At 37.0% G+C, this 18,209-nt stretch carries 12 protein-coding genes; 1 reads left to right on the plus strand and 11 read right to left on the minus strand.

The genetic code is table 11. The features are described 5' to 3' along the window. Window positions 1-10 precede the first annotated feature (10 nt). Window positions 11-1,426, plus strand: a complete 1,416-nt coding sequence (locus VB798_RS14295) for an alpha-amylase family glycosyl hydrolase (protein WP_323259445.1) — start codon at window positions 11-13, stop codon at window positions 1,424-1,426. Window positions 1,427-1,497: 71 nt separating this feature from the next. Here the strand turns inward: VB798_RS14295 and VB798_RS14300 are convergent, their stop codons facing one another. The 11 genes from VB798_RS14300 to VB798_RS14350 all read right to left on the minus strand — a co-directional run bounded on the left by VB798_RS14300 (window position 1,498) and on the right by VB798_RS14350 (window position 18,169). Next, a complete protein-coding gene (locus tag VB798_RS14300; RefSeq protein WP_323259447.1) occupies window positions 1,498-2,925 on the minus strand; it encodes a phytoene desaturase family protein in 1,428 nt (475 codons plus the stop codon). A gap of 11 nt (window positions 2,926-2,936) precedes the next feature. Next, window positions 2,937-4,172, minus strand: a complete 1,236-nt coding sequence (gene soxC, locus VB798_RS14305) for a sulfite dehydrogenase (RefSeq protein ID WP_323259449.1) — start codon at window positions 4,170-4,172, stop codon at window positions 2,937-2,939. A 2-nt stretch (window positions 4,173-4,174) separates the two neighbouring features. Next, window positions 4,175-4,786, minus strand: a complete 612-nt coding sequence (locus tag VB798_RS14310) for a c-type cytochrome (RefSeq protein ID WP_323259451.1) — start codon at window positions 4,784-4,786, stop codon at window positions 4,175-4,177. A 41-nt stretch (window positions 4,787-4,827) separates the two neighbouring features. Further along, on the minus strand, window positions 4,828-6,141 hold the full coding sequence (locus VB798_RS14315; protein ID WP_323259453.1) for a hypothetical protein: 1,314 nt from the start codon (window positions 6,139-6,141) through the stop codon (window positions 4,828-4,830). Between the two features lie 71 nt (window positions 6,142-6,212). After that, window positions 6,213-7,094 carry a DUF1684 domain-containing protein gene (locus VB798_RS14320; RefSeq protein ID WP_323259455.1) on the minus strand — a complete coding sequence of 294 codons (882 nt, stop codon included), beginning with the start codon at window positions 7,092-7,094 and terminating at the stop codon, window positions 6,213-6,215. 79 nt (window positions 7,095-7,173) lie between these two features. Then, on the minus strand, window positions 7,174-8,877 hold the full coding sequence (locus tag VB798_RS14325; RefSeq protein WP_323259457.1) for a tetratricopeptide repeat protein: 1,704 nt from the start codon (window positions 8,875-8,877) through the stop codon (window positions 7,174-7,176). A 106-nt stretch (window positions 8,878-8,983) separates the two neighbouring features. Further along, entirely contained in the window at window positions 8,984-10,444 is a 1,461-nt protein-coding gene (locus tag VB798_RS14330) for a RagB/SusD family nutrient uptake outer membrane protein (RefSeq protein WP_323259459.1), read from the minus strand. A gap of 43 nt (window positions 10,445-10,487) precedes the next feature. Next, window positions 10,488-13,661: a SusC/RagA family TonB-linked outer membrane protein gene (locus VB798_RS14335; protein WP_323259461.1), complete on the minus strand. Its 3,174-nt coding sequence runs from the start codon at window positions 13,659-13,661 to the stop codon at window positions 10,488-10,490. Between the two features lie 94 nt (window positions 13,662-13,755). Then, window positions 13,756-15,411, minus strand: a complete 1,656-nt coding sequence (locus VB798_RS14340; protein ID WP_323259463.1) for a hypothetical protein — start codon at window positions 15,409-15,411, stop codon at window positions 13,756-13,758. A gap of 24 nt (window positions 15,412-15,435) precedes the next feature. Then, complete coding sequence (locus VB798_RS14345) at window positions 15,436-16,779, minus strand: DoxX family protein (protein ID WP_323259465.1); 1,344 nt, start codon at window positions 16,777-16,779, stop codon at window positions 15,436-15,438. A gap of 52 nt (window positions 16,780-16,831) precedes the next feature. Further along, window positions 16,832-18,169: a RagB/SusD family nutrient uptake outer membrane protein gene (locus VB798_RS14350; protein WP_323259467.1), complete on the minus strand. Its 1,338-nt coding sequence runs from the start codon at window positions 18,167-18,169 to the stop codon at window positions 16,832-16,834. Between the last annotated feature and the right edge of the window lie 40 nt (window positions 18,170-18,209).

An 18,209-nucleotide genomic window follows, 5' to 3' on the forward strand; every position in this document is an offset into this window, starting at 1 on the left:
AATTATGTCGATGTTTTCCCTCAAAAAATCACGAGAAAGTAATTTTGGAATAAAACTTTCTAAAATTGCTGTCGTATTATCATTTGTTTTAGTTGGCTTTGGGTGCAAAGGAACAGAACCAGCACCTACGCCAATTGTGACAGAACCAAGTACTGCCAAACAATACGATACGCCCTTTACCAATATTCCTCAAACTGCTGATATTTTAATGTACGAAGTAAATCTAAGTGCATTTAGTGCTACAGGAAATTTAAAAGGTGTGCAAAGTAGATTAGATTCTGTTAAAAATTTAGGCGTAAATGTACTTTGGCTCATGCCCATTTATCCAATCGGTGAATTAAAAGGCGTTGGTTCACCCTATGCCGTGAAAAATTACACACAAATCAATACTGCTTTTGGCAATTTAGAAGATTTAAGATTGTTAGTCAAAGAAGCTCATAAACGCAATATCGCTGTTATGTTAGACTGGGTTGCCAATCATACTTCATGGGATAATCCTTGGATTCAAAACCCTTCATGGTATGCCAAAGATGCTGCGGGAACGATTATCAGTCCGCCCGGCATGAACTGGAACGACGTTGCCGAACTGAATTACAGCAGTACTGCTATGCGCAAAGAAATGATTAAGTCGATGACATATTGGGTATTAGAAGCCAATATTGATGGCTTCCGTTGCGATTATGCCGAAGGTGTTCCCACAGATTTTTGGAAACAAGCCATTGATGCTTTAAGAGCGATTCCCAATCGGAAATTAATTATGTTTGCTGAAGGGGCGAAGAAAGAATTACTTTCGGCAGGCTTTGATATGATTTTTGGTTGGGGTTTTTACTCCAAGCTAAAAGACGTCATGAATAACAATAAGCCCGCTTCGGATTTATTGGCTTTCAACATTACTGATTACAACAACGTACCAGAAGGTTCGCAGATTTTAAGATGGATTACAAATCATGACGATGGTGCTTGGGACGATTCGCCTATCAATATTTTCAAAGGACAAAAAGGCGCTTTAGCGGCTTTTACGCTTACTTCGTTCATGGGTGGCGTGCCTTTGATTTATAACGGGCAAGAAATTGGTTATGCAGGAAAAATTCCATTTTTCAGCAATAATACCACTAAAATTGACTGGTCGATGAATCCAACAATCTTAGCAGAATATAAAAATTTGATGGCTTTTAGAAACAATAGCAATGCCATTAAAAGAGGGACGCTTGAGGCTTTTAATGCTAAAGATGTAGTTGTGTTTAAAAAGAAATATGGCACAGAAGAAGTACTCATTTTAGTGAATGTCCGCAACAGTAAAGTTTTACATGATTTGCCATTCAGTCTGACGAATACTTCTTGGAAAAACGCTCTTTCAAATGAAAATGTAAACTTAAATACATCTATTACGCTAGAGCCTTATTCTTACTTGATTTTAAAGAAGTAAGAATTCTGCTTTCCATTTCATACTAATTTAGTGTGAAATGGAAGGCTTTTAAAAGGAAATATTGTTACGATTTATTTTGCAAATACATCTTTCCAAGCCCTTTCAGAAGCATGAAAACCGCACATTCCGTGCACTCCACCACCCGGAGGAGTCGAAGAAGAACAAATGTACAAACCCTTTTCAGAGGTTCTATAAGGCGAATATCTGAGTGCTGGACGAGTAAACAGTTGTCGGATGTCGATAATTCCGCCATTAATATCACCGCCAATATAATTGGGATTATACTCTTCTAGCTGAGCGGTGTTAAAAGTATGTTTTGCTAAAATTCTTTCTCTAAAACCTGGGGCAAAACGTTCTACTTGCTTTTCGATAGATTCTGTCATGTCTTTACTTGAACCGTTCGGTACATGACAATAACCCCAAACAGCATGTTTCCCTGCTGGAGAACGAGTATCATCAAAAACACCTTGTTGTGCTAATAATACAAATGGTTTTTCAGGATGTTTGCCTTTTGAGGTTGCTAGTTCTGAAGAGGCAATTTCTGCAAAAGTATTGCCAAGATGTACTGTCCCTGCTTCTTTGGCTTTATCGGAAGTAAAAGGCACAGCACCATCCAATGCCCAATCTACTTTGAAAACACCCATGCCATAGCGGTATTTCTCTAATTGCCATTTGTAGATAGTTGAAAAACGATGCCCTGCAATTTGCAATAATTGTCTTGGAGTAATATCAAATAATACTGCTTTTGATGAAGGGAGTTGATCAAGCGATTTTACATGAAAATTAGTTTCAATTTTTCCTCCAATCGAAACAAAATAAGATGCCAACGCATTCGCCAACGACTGAGAGCCTCCTTTTGGAATAGGCCAACCCTTTGCATGAGCCGATGCCATCAACACTAAACCTATCGCAGAAGTCGCTAAATTGTTCAACGGTTGAATGGAATGTGCCGCCATTCCTGCCCACAATGCTTTTGCTTCTAAGGATTCAAATTTCTTTGCCAATAAGGTTGCGGGTAAAAATGCTTTTAATCCAAATTGTGTAAAATTGATTAGGTTTTTAGGAAAATGTAAAGGCGCTAGTAATTCATCCAACAAACTTTCCCAGTTTTTCGTGATTGGCTCAATGAGTTTTAAATAACTTTTTCTGTCGATACCTAAGTATACTGCCGTTTCTAAAATAGAATTTGTCAAAATTACCGAAGTGCCATCATCTAATGGATGAGCAGCAGTAATCCGTGGCTGAATAAATGTCAAGCCATGTTCTTGCAAAGGCAAAGTATTAAAAAATGGCGAAGCCGCAGCCAAAGGATGAATGGCTGAACAAATATCATGTTTAAAACCGGGTAAAGTAAGTTCAGCCGTGCGGAGTCCGCCACCAATGGTACTTTTTGCTTCAAGTATTAATACTGAAAGACCTTTTTGCTGTAAGTTTATCGCTGCTGCTAATCCATTTGGCCCTGAGCCTATTACGATAGCATCAAAATCTGTTTTTGACATTATTTTTCGTTTTATCGAAATGATTCTGGTTTAAATAAAACCTTTCCATCTTTTTTAATTTGCCAAGCTGTTATCGGATTCAGATGATAACCACCCATATCGCTTCCTCGTGCTTCTACTAATTGCTTCAAAGTTGGTTGCGTATAGCCTGTTTCGTCAGTAACTCGACTTAATAATTCGGTTTCTTCTCCTTTCCATTGCCACAAGTGTCTGAACTGCACATGCGCTTTATCCAAAATTGGCTCGTTCAATTGGGCGATTTGCCAGTTTTTTCCAGCATCTGTACTTACTTCTACCTTGATTACTTTTCCTCTTCCCGACCATGCCAAGCCTCGAATTTCAATCCAACCTTTTTCAATATGTTGTGGAAAAGAAGGGAAGGTAATAATAGAACGTGCATCAATGTCAAAGCTGAACATCCTTATTTTTCCATCTTTAATGCCTTCAGTATATTTTGACGTTTCTTCTCTAGTCATATAAGGTTGGTCGGATAATTCTAATCTCCTTAACCATTTTACACTGGTGTTTCCTTCCCAACCAGGAAGAAATAACCTGATTGGAAAACCCTGTTCTGGTCGAATGGCTTCTCCATTTTGGGCATAAGCAATAATGCCATCGTCCCAACCTTTTTGTACAGGAATACTTCTAGTCATGATTGCGGCATCGCCACCTTCTGCTAAAAACCATGTTGCATTCGGTTTTACACCTACTTCTCTGAAAATGGTAGAAAGTTTTACGCCTGTCCATTCACTCTGACTTGTTAAACCACAGATTTCTTGTGGACTCATTTCTTCTTTACCTGTTCTGAAATTACCCGAACATTCAATAAAAGCAATTCTTGAAACAGAAGGAAAGCGCTTTAGGTCAGCTACTTTTAAAATTAATGGTTTTTCAACGAGTCCATGTATCAATAATTCATGTGCATTGGGGTCGATGGCTGGGATACCAGCATGATGGCGCTCAAAATGTAAATCTGAAGGAGTAATCATCCCATAAAAATCTTGCAAAGGCGATCTTGAGGAAATATCTGAAGGCTTTTTAACAGATTTCACAAAAGATGACCTTGTTCCGATTTCTCCTGCTAAGTTACCTACCTGCTTGGTTGGGTCTTCAACAATTGCCTTTTGAATACTTTTACCACTGGCTGATTGAACGATAGCCACTGCGACGGTGGCTGTACCGCCCAAAAGTGTTCTTCTTGATATTTTTTTAGGGCTATTTTGAGTAATCTCAATAATTTTTTCCATGTTTATTTTATTTCAGCGCCTCCTTTTCTATCATCTGGTACATATAATTTTTGTGCAGGCATAATTACTTTAGGTAATGTTTGCGCATTGATTACGTACTTTTCATCAATGATTTCATTCGCATTCAGTAAGTAGGCTGTCAAATGATATACTTCTTCATTAGTCAAAGAACCGGGTGCATTAAAAGGCATTGCTCTCCGCACATAGTCAAAAATCGTCGTGGCATAAGGCCAGTAATTCCCAATAGTTTTTTCTTTCTTTTTATCTGATGGATTTTTATTTATTACCAAAGAGCCATTTGCTCCACCAATTCCTCCAACCCCATGACAAGCCACACATTTTGTTTCAAAAATTACTTTGCCTTTACTGGCTAATCCAGTACCAGCGGGTAATCCTTTTCCATCTGGTCGAACGTCAATATCTAGCCGTTCTATTTCGGCTTTGGTTGGAGTTCTTCCCCAACCAAAATGCTGTGGTGTTTCAGTAGAATCTTTTTTACTTTGATATGCTAAAGTATTACTTTCTACTGAATGATTAGTGGATTGAAAAGCACTTAGTGCAATACCAAAGCCTATCAAAGTCAGTAATTTATACTTATAATAATGGATTTCCATTGTTAAAATTTATAATGATGTTGAAGAAAAAGTACTTTGATTTAAAAGATTCGCACTTTTTTCTCTACCAAAGGATACTGTTTTTCAATTTTTCGAAGGATTACAAAAAGCGAATCACCACTTTCATTGATACCCTTTAAAATAAATTGTTTGTGGTTAATATGCTTGTATTTTAAAAGTATCTTTTTGCTAGTATCCGCTCTGTTCCATAAGGTAAGACTTTGCTTGAGTGAATCTATTTCATAACCATAATACAATCGTCCTACGTTGCCATAATACTCAGTCGTTCTGGCTTTATTATCGGTATTTAATTTTGTCTGACTCCCGACTTTGATGCTGAAAGTATTGAATTTTTCAAAAACTACATTTTGCCAACGAATAGTATCGGTGGTAGAGTAAGGAATAATCTGATTATTGATGCTAAAAGCTGAAACATCGTAGAAACCTGCAAATTCCTTTACGCCGTCAGTTAATGGCAACTTAAAAGTTTTATCAGCCGCATAAACTCTGCCGTATTCAAAACCACGATAAACCAAAAAGATTAGGATAAAACCCCATTTCAGTACTAATCGAGTATTATTCTGCCATTTTTTCAAGAAATCAGGTGAAATAAAAGCAGGAATATTAGACGCTTTATGTAAAATGAGTAAGTCCCAGAAAGGCTTGAAATCTTTAACCAATAATAAAACAGCTAATGTAAAAATGTGTAGGCTCGTAAGTTCAACGCCCGCATCGTAACCAATATTTACAAACCAAATTGGGAGAAGAATTGCCACCATCATTAAAGCCCCAAGTGTAGTTGTCCTTCTAAAAAGAATTAATATCGTAGCAGTTAATTCAAATATACCTGCAAAGACCTCAAAAAATGGCGAAACGCCAGTGGTTAACCAATAAAGTTTACCGGGAGTAAATTCTCCTAAATTGGTATTCAATTGGCTAATTGTTGGGAAAGGCATTTGTACAGGAAATACTTTAGCAATGGCAAACCACGACATTCTTAAAGCTAAACTGTAACGCACGATTACAAAAAACCAATAAGATAATTGGCTGAAATCCTTTCGTTTTTTATCAAAAAAATACCAGATTGCACCAATGACGATACTTAACAATAAAGTAATGAACCAGCCTACATAATTTTTACCATCAGCATTATTAAAAAACCACGGATTATTCTGACTCGCCACATCGATAATTCTAAATGGATGCGATTTTGTTTGAAAACTTTCGCTGTAGTCTTTTAAATAAAAACTGGGATAAAATGGAATACTTGTAACCGTAACAAAAAGGAATAATCCACGAAAAAGAATGGATTCATAAGGCTTTTTGAAAATGATATTTTCTTTTTCAGAAGACATAATTAAGGAGTTTTGGCTTTTGGCTCAAAAAAGCATATTGGAACATAAATGCCCAATACGCTTTAGCGTTTTTAATGATTCCCGTAGCGTTTTTCGCCTGCTGTAATAACTACTGCCAATTTGTTTTCCTGAGTAGGCAAAGGACAAGTAGCATAAGGTGTAAAAGCACATGGAGGATTATAAGATTTGTTGAAATCAATATAAGTAATACCCTCAGCATCTGGACCGGGTACATCTAAAAATCTACCACCGCCATAGCTATCGTGTTTATTGGTTAAATCTCCGAATACAAAATGTAATCTTTCTTTTGTTCCAACGGCTTCTAAACTGTACTCTTTCCCATTTACTTTGAATACTAATTTGCCCGGAGATTCTTGTTCGTAAGTACGTCCAGTGATGTCAGTAATTTTAAGTTTTTTGCCAACCGAAGGAAAAAATTGAGCTTTGATTTTCCAGTCTTGGCTAATAGGAAAAGTTTCGATTCCTTTAAATCCTTTCAGATATGGACTCTCTAAATCTCGCAAGCGAATGGCATATTTATCACCTCGCTGAATGATAAACCATCTTAAAGATTTATGTTTTAAAACGGTAGGTTTACCAACATAAGGAAATAATTCGGCACGACTTACCAATACTTCATCTTGATAAACAGCCGTGTTTTTGTCTGCTTCAAAAGATACTTTCCCTTCTTTCAAAATGATTTTTCCAAGCGTTGCATCGCTATGGTCAGCAGGGAAAACAATAGAGTTTTTGGCATCGCCACCAATGGTATTTACGCCTTCTTCCAACCAAATCAGACCTGCTAAGTTTAGCCAACCTTCTTCTTTTTTAAGGTCATCAATGCGTTTTTGGTGCCAAGATTTAATTTCTTCTTGGTAAGGAGTATCTGCTTTAAAAGCAACTATCAGGATTGATAGCAACAGAAATGCTAGGGATGTTACAGATTTTTGCATGGTATTTAAGAATTGATAGTTTTTAGTTGATTGATTAATGCGATTCAAAAAAACGTATTGATGATGTTGTTTGTTTTTCTTAAAGTGGGAATAGCGATTTGTCTCCAAACTCTATTACCTCTGCTAGGCGTTTAGCATTTTCATTTGCTTTGGTGATATCGCCTTTCTTAGTATAAACTTTATATAAGCCCCAATAGGCATTGGCAGTATTGGGATGACGCTTTAATAATTCTTGATAAGCTTCAATGGCTTGAGTAAAATTTCCAGCTTTCAAATGTGCTTCTGCCAAACTGATTAATACTGGTCGGGCATAAGTAGGAGGCTCACTATAGCCTAAATCCTCTTCCTTTTCTTGGGCTTTTTGTAAGATGGCAATTGCCTCTTTGTGTTTATTTTCGGCACTTTTAATAACACCTTGAAGTTCTAAAGAAGCTACATTCAAATCTGCCAAGCGTTTGGTAGAAATTGCATCTTTAGCATTGTGTTGATTGCTATTTCGCCAAAGCAAAGCATCCAAGGCATCTGCATAATGTTTAGCATCACTGATTTTATTGTTTTTAGCAGCATCCATGCCTAGTGCAAAAAAATAGAGCCCTTCTTTATAAGCTATTGCTTTTTGAGTAAAGAGACTATCTTTATCTACTTGAATGGCGGCAAGTCGGTCGGCGGCTTTTTTATAGAAACCGAAACAAAGCTCCATTTTAGCGGGTGCAATTACTCCTTGATAAAAGAAACGCCCTTCGTACTTACGTTTTCTTTCCTTCGTAGCAGGCATATTTTTTAGCTTTTCAGCATAATACAAAGCCGTTGAGTAGCGTCCATCTTCAGCACAATTAGAAAGTAAGTAATTGATATTGTGGATATAATTCCAAGTATCTACTTCGGGCATATTGAATTGCTTCATATAGGCAGAATCTACTTTTACCGCTGCCACAAAAGCATTAAAAGCCTTTTTATAATCGCCCAATTTATAATATACGTGTCCCGGCATGTGTACCATGTGTCCAGAATTATTGGCTAGTTTGGGTAATTTTTCCGTGCTTTCAAGTGCTTGTTCTGGACAACAATTTTCTTTTAAGTGAATCCAATAATGGTGTGCCGCCGCATTTTCAGGATGAGTTCTCAGAATATCTTTCAATAAATATTCTGCATACAATTGCCCTTCACGAGGCACCATTTTGGAATCATAACCGCCCATTTTACTCAAAGCCAAAAACAGTTTTGTATCCAAATCATCAGGATATTTATCAATGATGTATTCTAGTTTTTTCTGGTAAGCAGCTTTCCCGCCATCCGCTTCAGAATCTCTCACTAAAATGGCTTCTGCATAACTGCGTTCTCTTTCACTTGCTTTGTTTTTCAGCTGTTTTAATTTTTGCAAGGCAAGTTTTTGGTCGTATTTGAATTCATCCCCTTCAATGGCACCAATCGCACTGTACAAACCATAGTAAGGCATAATGGCTGTTGAATCATAGCGAATAGCTTCTTTAAAAGCTCTGTAAGCTTCAAAATCCCAAAAGCAATGCAAGAGCGCAATGCCTTGGTTAAAAAATTCTTGTGTTTTATTAGATTGAGTCGTAATCTTGAAATCTACTTTTCCGATACCTTGCAAGATTTTAGCAGGAGGTAAATTAGGAACATAAGCGGTTTCTTTACGATAATCTAAAATATGTTCGAGGTGACTATGGCTATCGTGACTTTCGCCATCATGCACTTCGTGTTGTGTATTATTATGCTGAGCGTGTCCCGCAGTGTCAGACTGGCGAACTCTTTGGGCTGTCATTTCAAAGCTTATCAAGCATAATAATATTGGAAAGTACTTCATTGATTTTTATGTTATAAAGCTCAAGTAGTCGGATGAAAATGGACTACTTGAGCAAGTAATCAGCTTATTCTAGTAATAATTTATTGGTCACAATTTCCACATTTGGCAGAGGGAAAATGTAGTTAGTTTGTGATGGCTCAACAGCTGGAGCACTCAATGAACTGCTTGATTTAGCAGGTAATGGCAACAAATTGCGAAGCAAGTCGTTAGAGCGGAAACCTTCACCCAATAATTCGATGCGTCTTTCTTTTAAAATAGTATTTACCAAGGCTGTTTGTGTGCCAACGTTACTTTCTGGAAAAATATAAGTAGCATCCGAACGATTACGCACTGCTTTCAATAATTCCACCGATTTTGCTAAATCTCCTGTACGAGCAGCCGCTTCTGAGTAATTTAGTAATACCTCTGAATAGCGAATGATAGGCAAGTAATCCAAGAAAGGAGAAGGCTTATTGTATTTAGTCAGGAATTGAACACCCGAGGCAGTACGAGCAAACGTTCTTCTTAAATCAGTAGATTTCCATTCTGTTTCACCCCAAATACCGTTTGGATTTAAGTTATATTCTGAGTTTGCATTAAACACATAAGGGAAAGATGTTTGCCCCGTTACATTATCCAAATCTGTCATTGGCACAGAAAGAATAGATTCTGTACTGGTATAATTGGTCGTGAAGATTTCTACAATATTTTGTAATTTATGATTCACGCCTGTAGTAGCCGAGAAAGGAGCCGATGTTGATACTATTTTTTTAGCTTCTTCGATTACTTTAGCATAATTTCCTGAATTTAGATACACTCTTGTTTTTAGTGCAATTGCCGTATTTTTATGCGCTCTCGTTGTATTCAACAAGTTAGAAGCATAATTTGTAGGCAAATCAGCTTCGGCTTCATTCAAATCTTTGATGATTTGGGCATATACTTCGGCTACTGTACTTCTTTTCAAATCGTTGTTTGCAGTATTGGTTTCCGCTTGTAAACGAAGTGGTAATCCCGGAGAAGCGCCATTATTTTCATTATATGGTCGTGCATACAATGTTACTAAACTATAATAGCTTAATGCTCTTAAAAACTTAGCTTCTGCAATATATTGTTTGGTAAGCGTTGCACTTACTTTAGTAGGATTATCCGTCAAACCCTTAATGACAATATTAGCATTGTTGATAGCGCCATAACCTGCTGCCCAAAAACCTGCTACAAAGTTTGAACCCGAATTAAGTGTTTGATTCCAAGCTTCATAGGCTGTAAATGTGTTGCTGGTGCGGTTGATAAATTCTTCTCCACGAGCTTCCGTATAGGTATAATAATTCCCTCCGTAATAATTCCCATTTTTTACAGCCTTGTAAATTCCATTGACTAAGCCTAAAATTCTTTCAGGCGTATCAAAGGCATTTGTTCCAGAAATAGAAGTAGCAGGCGTTGGATTCAAGTACTTTTCATCATTACAAGCAGTTGTAGTTAATACTAATCCTAAGCAAAAGATGCCGCTAATACGAGAAATATATGTATGTTTTGTGAATGTTTTCATGTTTAATACTATTTATGGTTAGCCCTTAGGGCTAACACTTTCGTTAAAAACTTACGTTTAGTCCCAAAGTAAATGTTCTTGCTTGTCCAACTGAGTTTTTCTCTACCCCTGGAGTTGTATTTGAGTTACCATTTACTGACGATTCTGGATCAGCACCTGTATATTTTGTTATTAAAAATAGGTTTGCTCCTTGTGCATATACACGTACTGAGCTAATACCAATTTTTGTAAACAAAGCAGACGGAAGTCTATAGCCTAGAGAAAGGTTTTGTAAACGAAGGAAATCAGCTTTTTCAGCATTGGTTGACACAGGGAAAGAAGAACCACTTGATAATTGGTCATTATAAACCAATCTTGGTACATCAGTAATGTCTCCCGGTTTTTGCCAGCGATTTAAGATTTCAGTAGAGTTATTATACGCACGTTGGTCAAGCAAAGTAGCTCTTGTTCCATTCATGATATAGTTATCACCTGAGAATGAAAGATTAATGCCTAAATCAAAATTGGCATACTTGAAATTATTTGAAAAACCACCATACCAAGTTGGCAGTGCATTTCCGATTAAGTAATAATCAGCACCAGTAATCGCTGCTGCTTTTTCACCATTTAGGTAAGTCCACTGACTTTGTCCGGGTAATACCACTTGGCTGTATTGTACTTGTTCACCTTTTTTATTGATGAAAATTCTTTGACCATTCGCAGGGTTTACTCCAGCTGTTTTTGCGCCATATAAACTACCTACCGAATAACCAACTCGTGTGATATTCGTGGTTTCGTAAGATACGTGAGTAGTACCAATAATATCAGTATTTCCTTCTGCAAGGGCTGTTACTTTGTTTTCTAGTTTAGTGAAATTAAAGGATGTATTCCAAGAGAAATCTCCTTTGCGAATAACAGTAGCTGTAATTCCTAATTCAATACCTCTATTGTACATTGAACCCACATTGCCTAAAATAGCATTGCCTGGAATTCCCTTTGATACTGCTTGTGGGGCACTCAAAATCAAACCATTTACGTCGTTATTGAAATAAGTCAATTCTACTTGAACTCTATTGTTCAATAAGCCTAAGTCTGCCCCAATATTGGTTTGATTACTCGTTTCCCAGCCTAAGTTCGAGTTCCCTGCTTGAGAAATCGCCCAAGTAGCAGCATTTCCATACAATGAGCCACTGTATAATTCTAATGAACTGAAGGCATCGCTTAAATTACCATTGCCTACACGTCCCCAGCTTGCTCTTAGTTTAACATTGTTCAACACAGAAGAAATGGTAGATGATTTATAAAATTCTTCTTCAGAAATTGCCCATCCTCCAGAAACACCACCGAAGTTTCCATATTTTCTTCCAGAACCAAGTGCTGAGTTACCGTCACGACGGAAGTTGAAAGTAAGGAAGTATTTTTTAGCCCAGTCGTATGTTAAACGAGAGAAGAAAGAAAGGAAAGCACGCTCACTAATTTCATTGTTTGTTGCCGAAATTGCTCCCCAGTTTCCTTGATAGTTTTCAAAATAAGGGTCAGCACTTTGCGTTCTTGAAGCACCCCAAGCATTATAATTGAATTTTTGTAAATCATAGCCTACTAAAGCTGAAACATTGTGCTTGTCGGCAATAACAGTATTGTAAGTAAGAGTATTTGTCCAGTTCCAGTTATCTCTTACTGCCGAAACATTTGTTGCATTTCCTCTACTTGAAAAACCATTTCCTTGAATGGGACTATCATAGCTATAAGTATCTGTTCTAAGGCGGTCAATAGCATAAGTAGTCGTAAATTCTAAGTTTTTGTACAACTTAGCCACCGCAGCAAAACTTGCAATAACACGGTCATTTTCAGAAGTATATTTGTTTTCACGAAGTAAAGCTACAGGATTCCCCCAGTTACTTACAAACTGATTATTACCAACTCCAATTGTATTTGGACTATTAGGGTTGATGTTATAAGAACCATCGGCATTGAATGCTGGTACGTTTGGAGGTAAAGCCACAGCCAAGCGAGCAGCACCTACTAAGAAAAAGTTAGAGTTTGCCAATGAACCAGAATAAGGTGACTGGTTAAAACTTGTATTATAAGAAAGGCTACCTTTCAATTTTAACCAACCTGTAAGTTCTTGGTCGATGTTAAAACGAGCTGATTTTCTTTTAAACTCGTTTGTTACTAAGAAACCTTTTTGGTCTGTGTAGTTGGCAGAAAAGTAATAAGATGTCGTTGGTGTTCCACCAGAAACATTCACATTGTGGTTTTGTGCAGTACCTGTTTGATAGATATAGTCATACCAACGAGTGTTAATGGGATTATTGTTTGCATCATAATTTGGATAAAATAATGCTGAAGCCACATTGTTATTATTGGCATTTCCTCCTAAAATTTTAGCGTTTAAAACAGCTTCGTTTTTGATAGCGATAAACTGCTCTGCATTCAATAATTTAGGTAAACGGACTACGTCTGAAACACCTGTCCAGCTATCAAAACTAATGCGTGGCTTGCCTGATTTTCCTCTTTTTGTCGTAATTAATAATACTCCTGCAGCAGCTCTAGAACCATAAATAGAAGTTGAAGCCGCATCTTTTAACACATCTATTGATTCAATATCAGCTGGATTAATATCCCCAAGTGGGTTGTTTGGCACGGCTGTACTTGTTGAAACATTACCCGTATTGATTGGAATACCGTCCACAACAACTAATGGATATGAACTCAAGGAAATAGAGTTTACTCCACGAATACGAATAACTGGCGGGTTATTAAGTACTCCGTTGGGCGATGCAACGTTTACCCCAGCAGCACGACCAGACAAAGCTTGGTCAAAACTTTGAATGGGTTGTTCTTTGATGGCTTCGCCAGAAACCCTTACAGCAGAACCTGTAAATTCAGCTTTAGTTTGTGTACCATAGCCAACAACTCTTACTTCAGCTAATTCATTATTAGCAGGAATTAAATCTACAGAAATAATAGACTGATTTCCAACAACTTTTTCTACATTAGCAAAACCAACAAATGAAAATACTAAAATAGCTTTTTCAGAAGCACTGATTTTGTAATATCCTTTTTGGTCGGTAACAGCTCCAGTACTTGAGCCTTTGATTAAAACAGAAACACCCGGAAGTGCATCGCCCGTTTCTTTGTCTTTGATAGTACCTGTAATGGTTTTTAATTGAGCAAACAGCGATGTGCTGAGGCTCAAAAATAGACATGTGATGATGTGTAATTGTCTGATTTTCATGCGTGCTTTTTTTGAGAAGTTTTAAATAAAAGTTAAGGGATTTTCAACTTGCTAATGATTCAGCAAGTTGAAAATTGTTGATTAAGAAATGTATTTAGTTGTACTTACCAGCTTCCAAGGTACTTCTTGAAAGGGCATATTTTTTAGTATATCGGTTTAAAGTAACATGAATAGAATCTTTATTTTCGTTGATACCCGAAAGTAAAACCCTGTTTCCGTCATCTAAAACGGTATATTTCAAAATCATTCGATTGCGTTTACTTGGTTTGCTTTCTGCTTTGATGCCTTTTGTACGGCGAGAAGAACGAGCGATGGCTTCTATTTTTGGGTCTTCTGGACCAATATTGGCTAATGCCTCTTTTGGAATCCAATTATCCTGAACTTCCTCTGTTTTTACTTCTTTCTTTTTACGAACAGCCTCGCCACCTAAATCACGATTGTTGACTAAAAACTCTCGATTTTCTTGGTTGCGTGAGCCTCTGTTTTTATCCTGTAAATACAATACTTTATTCACAGTATCGGCTTCATAATAGAAAACTCGCTGTCCGCCAGCCACGCCTGTTAGCTCAAATGTTCGGTTAATATCTCTCATTGGTGCACCACCACCATTGGATAAATCTAATTCTACAGGTTTATTTACTTTAAAAGTAAGCGTTGTCCATTTTTCGAAAGTAGCTTGTTGCCACCTTAAAGTATCCGTAGGCGAATAAGGAATAACTTGGTTGTTGATTTTGAATTCCGAAACTTCATAATTTCCACGCAATTCAGGAATACCTTTCAAAGCAGGTTGTTTGTAAGGATCATACAAGAAATTCACTACTGCTAAATACGTAAACACTGGTAAAAACAAAACGATGGTAGCTGTTTTTAGCGTAATTCTGGTGATACGTTGCCAAGCTTTATCAAAAACTGGATAGTGTGTTACAGGAATTGTCAGTCGTTCTAAAATCAGTAATTTATAAATTCTAGGAACATAATCAACCAATAAAAATCCTGAAAGTAATACAAAATATGAACTATAAACATGCACACCGCCATCATAGGCAAGGTTTACATATACAATGTCAGCCAATGCACCAAAGAGTAAAACCGAACCCCAGAAAGTAGTTGCTCTGAAAAATAACAATGCTCCTGCAGCAACTTCAACAACGCCCGTGAATACTTCGTACCAAGGCACAATACCGATAGATAACCAATAGATTTTTTGAAGTGTTAAATCGCCAAAATTAGTATTCAGTATTCCCCAAGATGGATAAGGTAATTGCGTTGGTGTTAATTTAGTAAAACCAAAACCAATAATCCCGATTCCTGCACGATAACGAACGATTACTTTTAACCAGTAATAAAGAATGTTATAGGCTTTGGGGTCTTTCTTAATCAAAGAAACGATAGCTGTCCAGAGAAGTCCTCCAGCTACAGAGAAGATGAACGTAATTACCCAAATAGCATAACCGTTGAGCGATGAACCAAAAATTTTGTTGCCAAAAAAGTTTAGCCCTGAACCAAATCTAGCAATATCGTACAAATCTCTGTAATGCAAATGCAGCCAGTCGAAAGTAGCAATTTCTTTATACCATTCTAAAGTATTGGGTAGCGACATCGCCACAAAGAATACAAATGCTATGCGGAAAAGTACTTTTTGCCAACCTGCCCACGCTTGTTCTGGCGTATTTGTTTGATTATTGATAGTGTTTCTGGGCAATTCTATACCCAAATCCTCATGCTCTAAATGAAAGTTTGAATGCGACATTTTGTATGGAGTTTATGGTAAGAATTAAAGTTTAAGTACACCTCTACGACCTAATTTTTGGGCTTCGAAAGTCAAATATTTTTTATTGACTTTATTCAAAACAGCATAAACAGAATCGTGTTGAGTATTTACGCCCGACAAAACAAGTGTCGAATCATTGAGTTTTTTGAACGATAAAGTAAATTGGTCATTCGGGTGATTGACATTTTTATTACTCAGCGAAAGTGTTGATTTAGAAGAATCTATACTATACTGATAATAATGACGACCTTGCGAACCCGATAATTCATAAACCCGAGAAGCATCTTCTTTGAAAATTTCTTCAGTTGGCAAATGTGTTAAAATCACCGATTTGTTAGATTTTATGCTGATGGTATTCCATTTTTCAAAAACCACATTCTGCCAACGAATTGTATCTGTTTTTGAATAAGGAACACTTTGGTTATTCCATTTGAATTCACTCACATTGTAAAGCCCAGCAGTATTTTCTAAACCCTTTTTCTCAGGAAAATGATAACTGCCTTTTTGGTAGCCTCCATAAGTTTTCAATCCATAAAATATTACGAAAAAAAGGATGTATGTAAATTTGATAGCAATTCTAACCTGACTCCATTTTTTGTCGAATACTGGATGGAAACGGTTAGGTAAAGTCGGTTTTTCTAAAGAAAGTAAATTAAATAATCGAATCCCATCAAAGGCAAAAAGGTAAAGTGCTAAAGCAATTAAATAGAAGGCATAAACGTATTCTCCGCCTTCGTAAGCAATATTAGAAATGGCAACATTTCCTGCAAATGGTAAAATAATTAGCGTAGCAATCGTGGTTGTTTTTCTGTTTAGCAGTAATAAACCTCCCACTATTTCTATTAATCCAAGAAAAGATTGATAGCTCGGCACAACGCCCAAACCTAATGAAAACAGTTTCCAAGCAGTAAAATCACCATATTCGGTATTGAGATTACTGATAGAAGGAATTGGCGACTGAATTGGAAAGAATTTAAGAAACCCATAAGCAATAACGCCAATGGCTAAACGATAACGTACTACTACTCGTATCCAATAATACAATTGGTCATAATTGATGTCTTTTTTGTAAATCTTATCCCATAAAATGGTTCCGATTCCAGCTATCACAGCAATAATCAGCCAATTGACAAAGTTATCATCTCCTGTAAAACTAGGGGCATACTTCGATAAATAGAAAATATCAGGATAGCCTACATTCAACCAATTAATAGAAAAAAAGTGCTTGAAAAATCTAATGTCGATAGGAAGCACTTGCAAGAAGAAATAGATACCGAAAAACTTAAAAACAAGTTTCTCGGTACTACTCCATTCGCTTTGCGAGTTAATTTCTAGTGTTTTAGCCATTTGAGTATTGGGTTTAAGCCACAGGTTAGTTGCCTAGCCTGTGGACTAAAAATTAATATCCTTTATTTTGTACCAATGATTTATCAATCAATAATTCTCCTGCCGGAATCGGTAAAACGTACCTATTCGCATCACTAAGGTTAAATACTTGTGCCGCACGACCAGTTCTTACAATGTCGTACCAACGATGTGGTTCTAAAGCAAACTCTACTCTTCTTTCATTTTCGATGGCTAAAAGTACATCGTCTTTCGTAGAAGCAGTAATGCCAACAAGACCAGCACGATCACGCACAGCATTCAAATCTGTAAGTGCATCAGTAATTTTGTCTTGATTAACACGAGCTTCAGAACGAATCAAATATAATTCTGCAATACGAATAATATAACTTGGGTCAGAAGCAGGAGTACGATAATACAAGTTTCCATACCAACGATTTTGGTTATCTTTTGCGACTAAAGTACTTCGAGTTCCTCCAATAGTTGGGTTGTTCAATAATGCTACAATAGCATCATTGGGAGCCCATTGGCGAGTACCACCATTGGTTTGTGGTTGCCATTGGTTACGGTGTGCATTAGGCTCGTTGGCACTATAGAAAATTTCAAAAACAGATTCTTGAGTTCCTCTAGCATCGCTTGCAAAAAAAGTATTAAATGGTTTTAATAAACGATAATTACTGTCAGTCAATACTTTAGTCGCATATTCTTCTGCCTTTGCCCATTCTTTTTGGTACAAATGGTATCTTGCACGCAATGCCCAAACAGTTTTTCGAGTAGCTCTGTAGCGGTCGGTTGTAGCTGGCAATAATGGTTCGGCTGCTTCCAAGTCTCTTAGTACTTGTGCATACGTTTCTGCTTGTGTACTTCTGCCGATACCTCTGTTTTCGGTTGGACTAGCCGTTGGTTTTGTGACGATTGGAACGCCACCCCAAGTACGAGCCAAGTCAAAGTAGGCTAAAGCTCTGATAAAATAAGCCTCACCAATAATTTGGTTTTTTAACGTTTCGGTTAAAAGTGGGTCTGTTACCGTTGGTACTTTTGTCAACACATTGTTAGCACGATTAATGGTAACATAAATGGCTGTCCAAGCTCCTGAAATAGTCGAGTTTTCAGCATTTACTTTTTTGTTGATAAACTCCTGTACTTGCGATTGTGACCCAGTCCATTGAATATTATCTCCCGATAAATAGCCAATAGATTGGAAAGTAGTGCCATAATAATTACCACTGGCAAGAGCCGAATAAACACCTCTGATTGCTGTTTCAGAGGATGTTTTATCGTAAATCGTTTGTGTGTCTGAAATAGATTCTAATGGCTTTACATCCAAATAATTGGCACATGATGTCAGTAAAGCTACTAGTCCTATTGAGTAAATATATTTTAAAGTCCTCATAAATCTAATATTTAAATGGGTTGTCTATGCTGTTTTATTG

The organism is Arcicella lustrica, from assembly GCF_034930985.1.
Classification (GTDB): domain Bacteria; phylum Bacteroidota; class Bacteroidia; order Cytophagales; family Spirosomataceae; genus Arcicella; species Arcicella lustrica.

Coding starts and splice junctions, on each gene's coding strand:
- VB798_RS14295 (WP_323259445.1), top strand. CDS start 11: ATGTTTTCCCTCAAAAAATCACGAGAAAGTAATTTTGGAATAAAACTT.
- VB798_RS14300 (WP_323259447.1), bottom strand. CDS start 2,925: ATGTCAAAAACAGATTTTGATGCTATCGTAATAGGCTCAGGGCCAAAT.
- soxC (WP_323259449.1), bottom strand. CDS start 4,172: ATGGAAAAAATTATTGAGATTACTCAAAATAGCCCTAAAAAAATATCA.
- VB798_RS14310 (WP_323259451.1), bottom strand. CDS start 4,786: ATGGAAATCCATTATTATAAGTATAAATTACTGACTTTGATAGGCTTT.
- VB798_RS14315 (WP_323259453.1), bottom strand. CDS start 6,141: ATGTCTTCTGAAAAAGAAAATATCATTTTCAAAAAGCCTTATGAATCC.
- VB798_RS14320 (WP_323259455.1), bottom strand. CDS start 7,094: ATGCAAAAATCTGTAACATCCCTAGCATTTCTGTTGCTATCAATCCTG.
- VB798_RS14325 (WP_323259457.1), bottom strand. CDS start 8,877: ATGACAGCCCAAAGAGTTCGCCAGTCTGACACTGCGGGACACGCTCAG.
- VB798_RS14330 (WP_323259459.1), bottom strand. CDS start 10,444: ATGAAAACATTCACAAAACATACATATATTTCTCGTATTAGCGGCATC.
- VB798_RS14335 (WP_323259461.1), bottom strand. CDS start 13,661: ATGAAAATCAGACAATTACACATCATCACATGTCTATTTTTGAGCCTC.
- VB798_RS14340 (WP_323259463.1), bottom strand. CDS start 15,411: ATGTCGCATTCAAACTTTCATTTAGAGCATGAGGATTTGGGTATAGAA.
- VB798_RS14345 (WP_323259465.1), bottom strand. CDS start 16,779: ATGGCTAAAACACTAGAAATTAACTCGCAAAGCGAATGGAGTAGTACC.
- VB798_RS14350 (WP_323259467.1), bottom strand. CDS start 18,169: ATGAGGACTTTAAAATATATTTACTCAATAGGACTAGTAGCTTTACTG.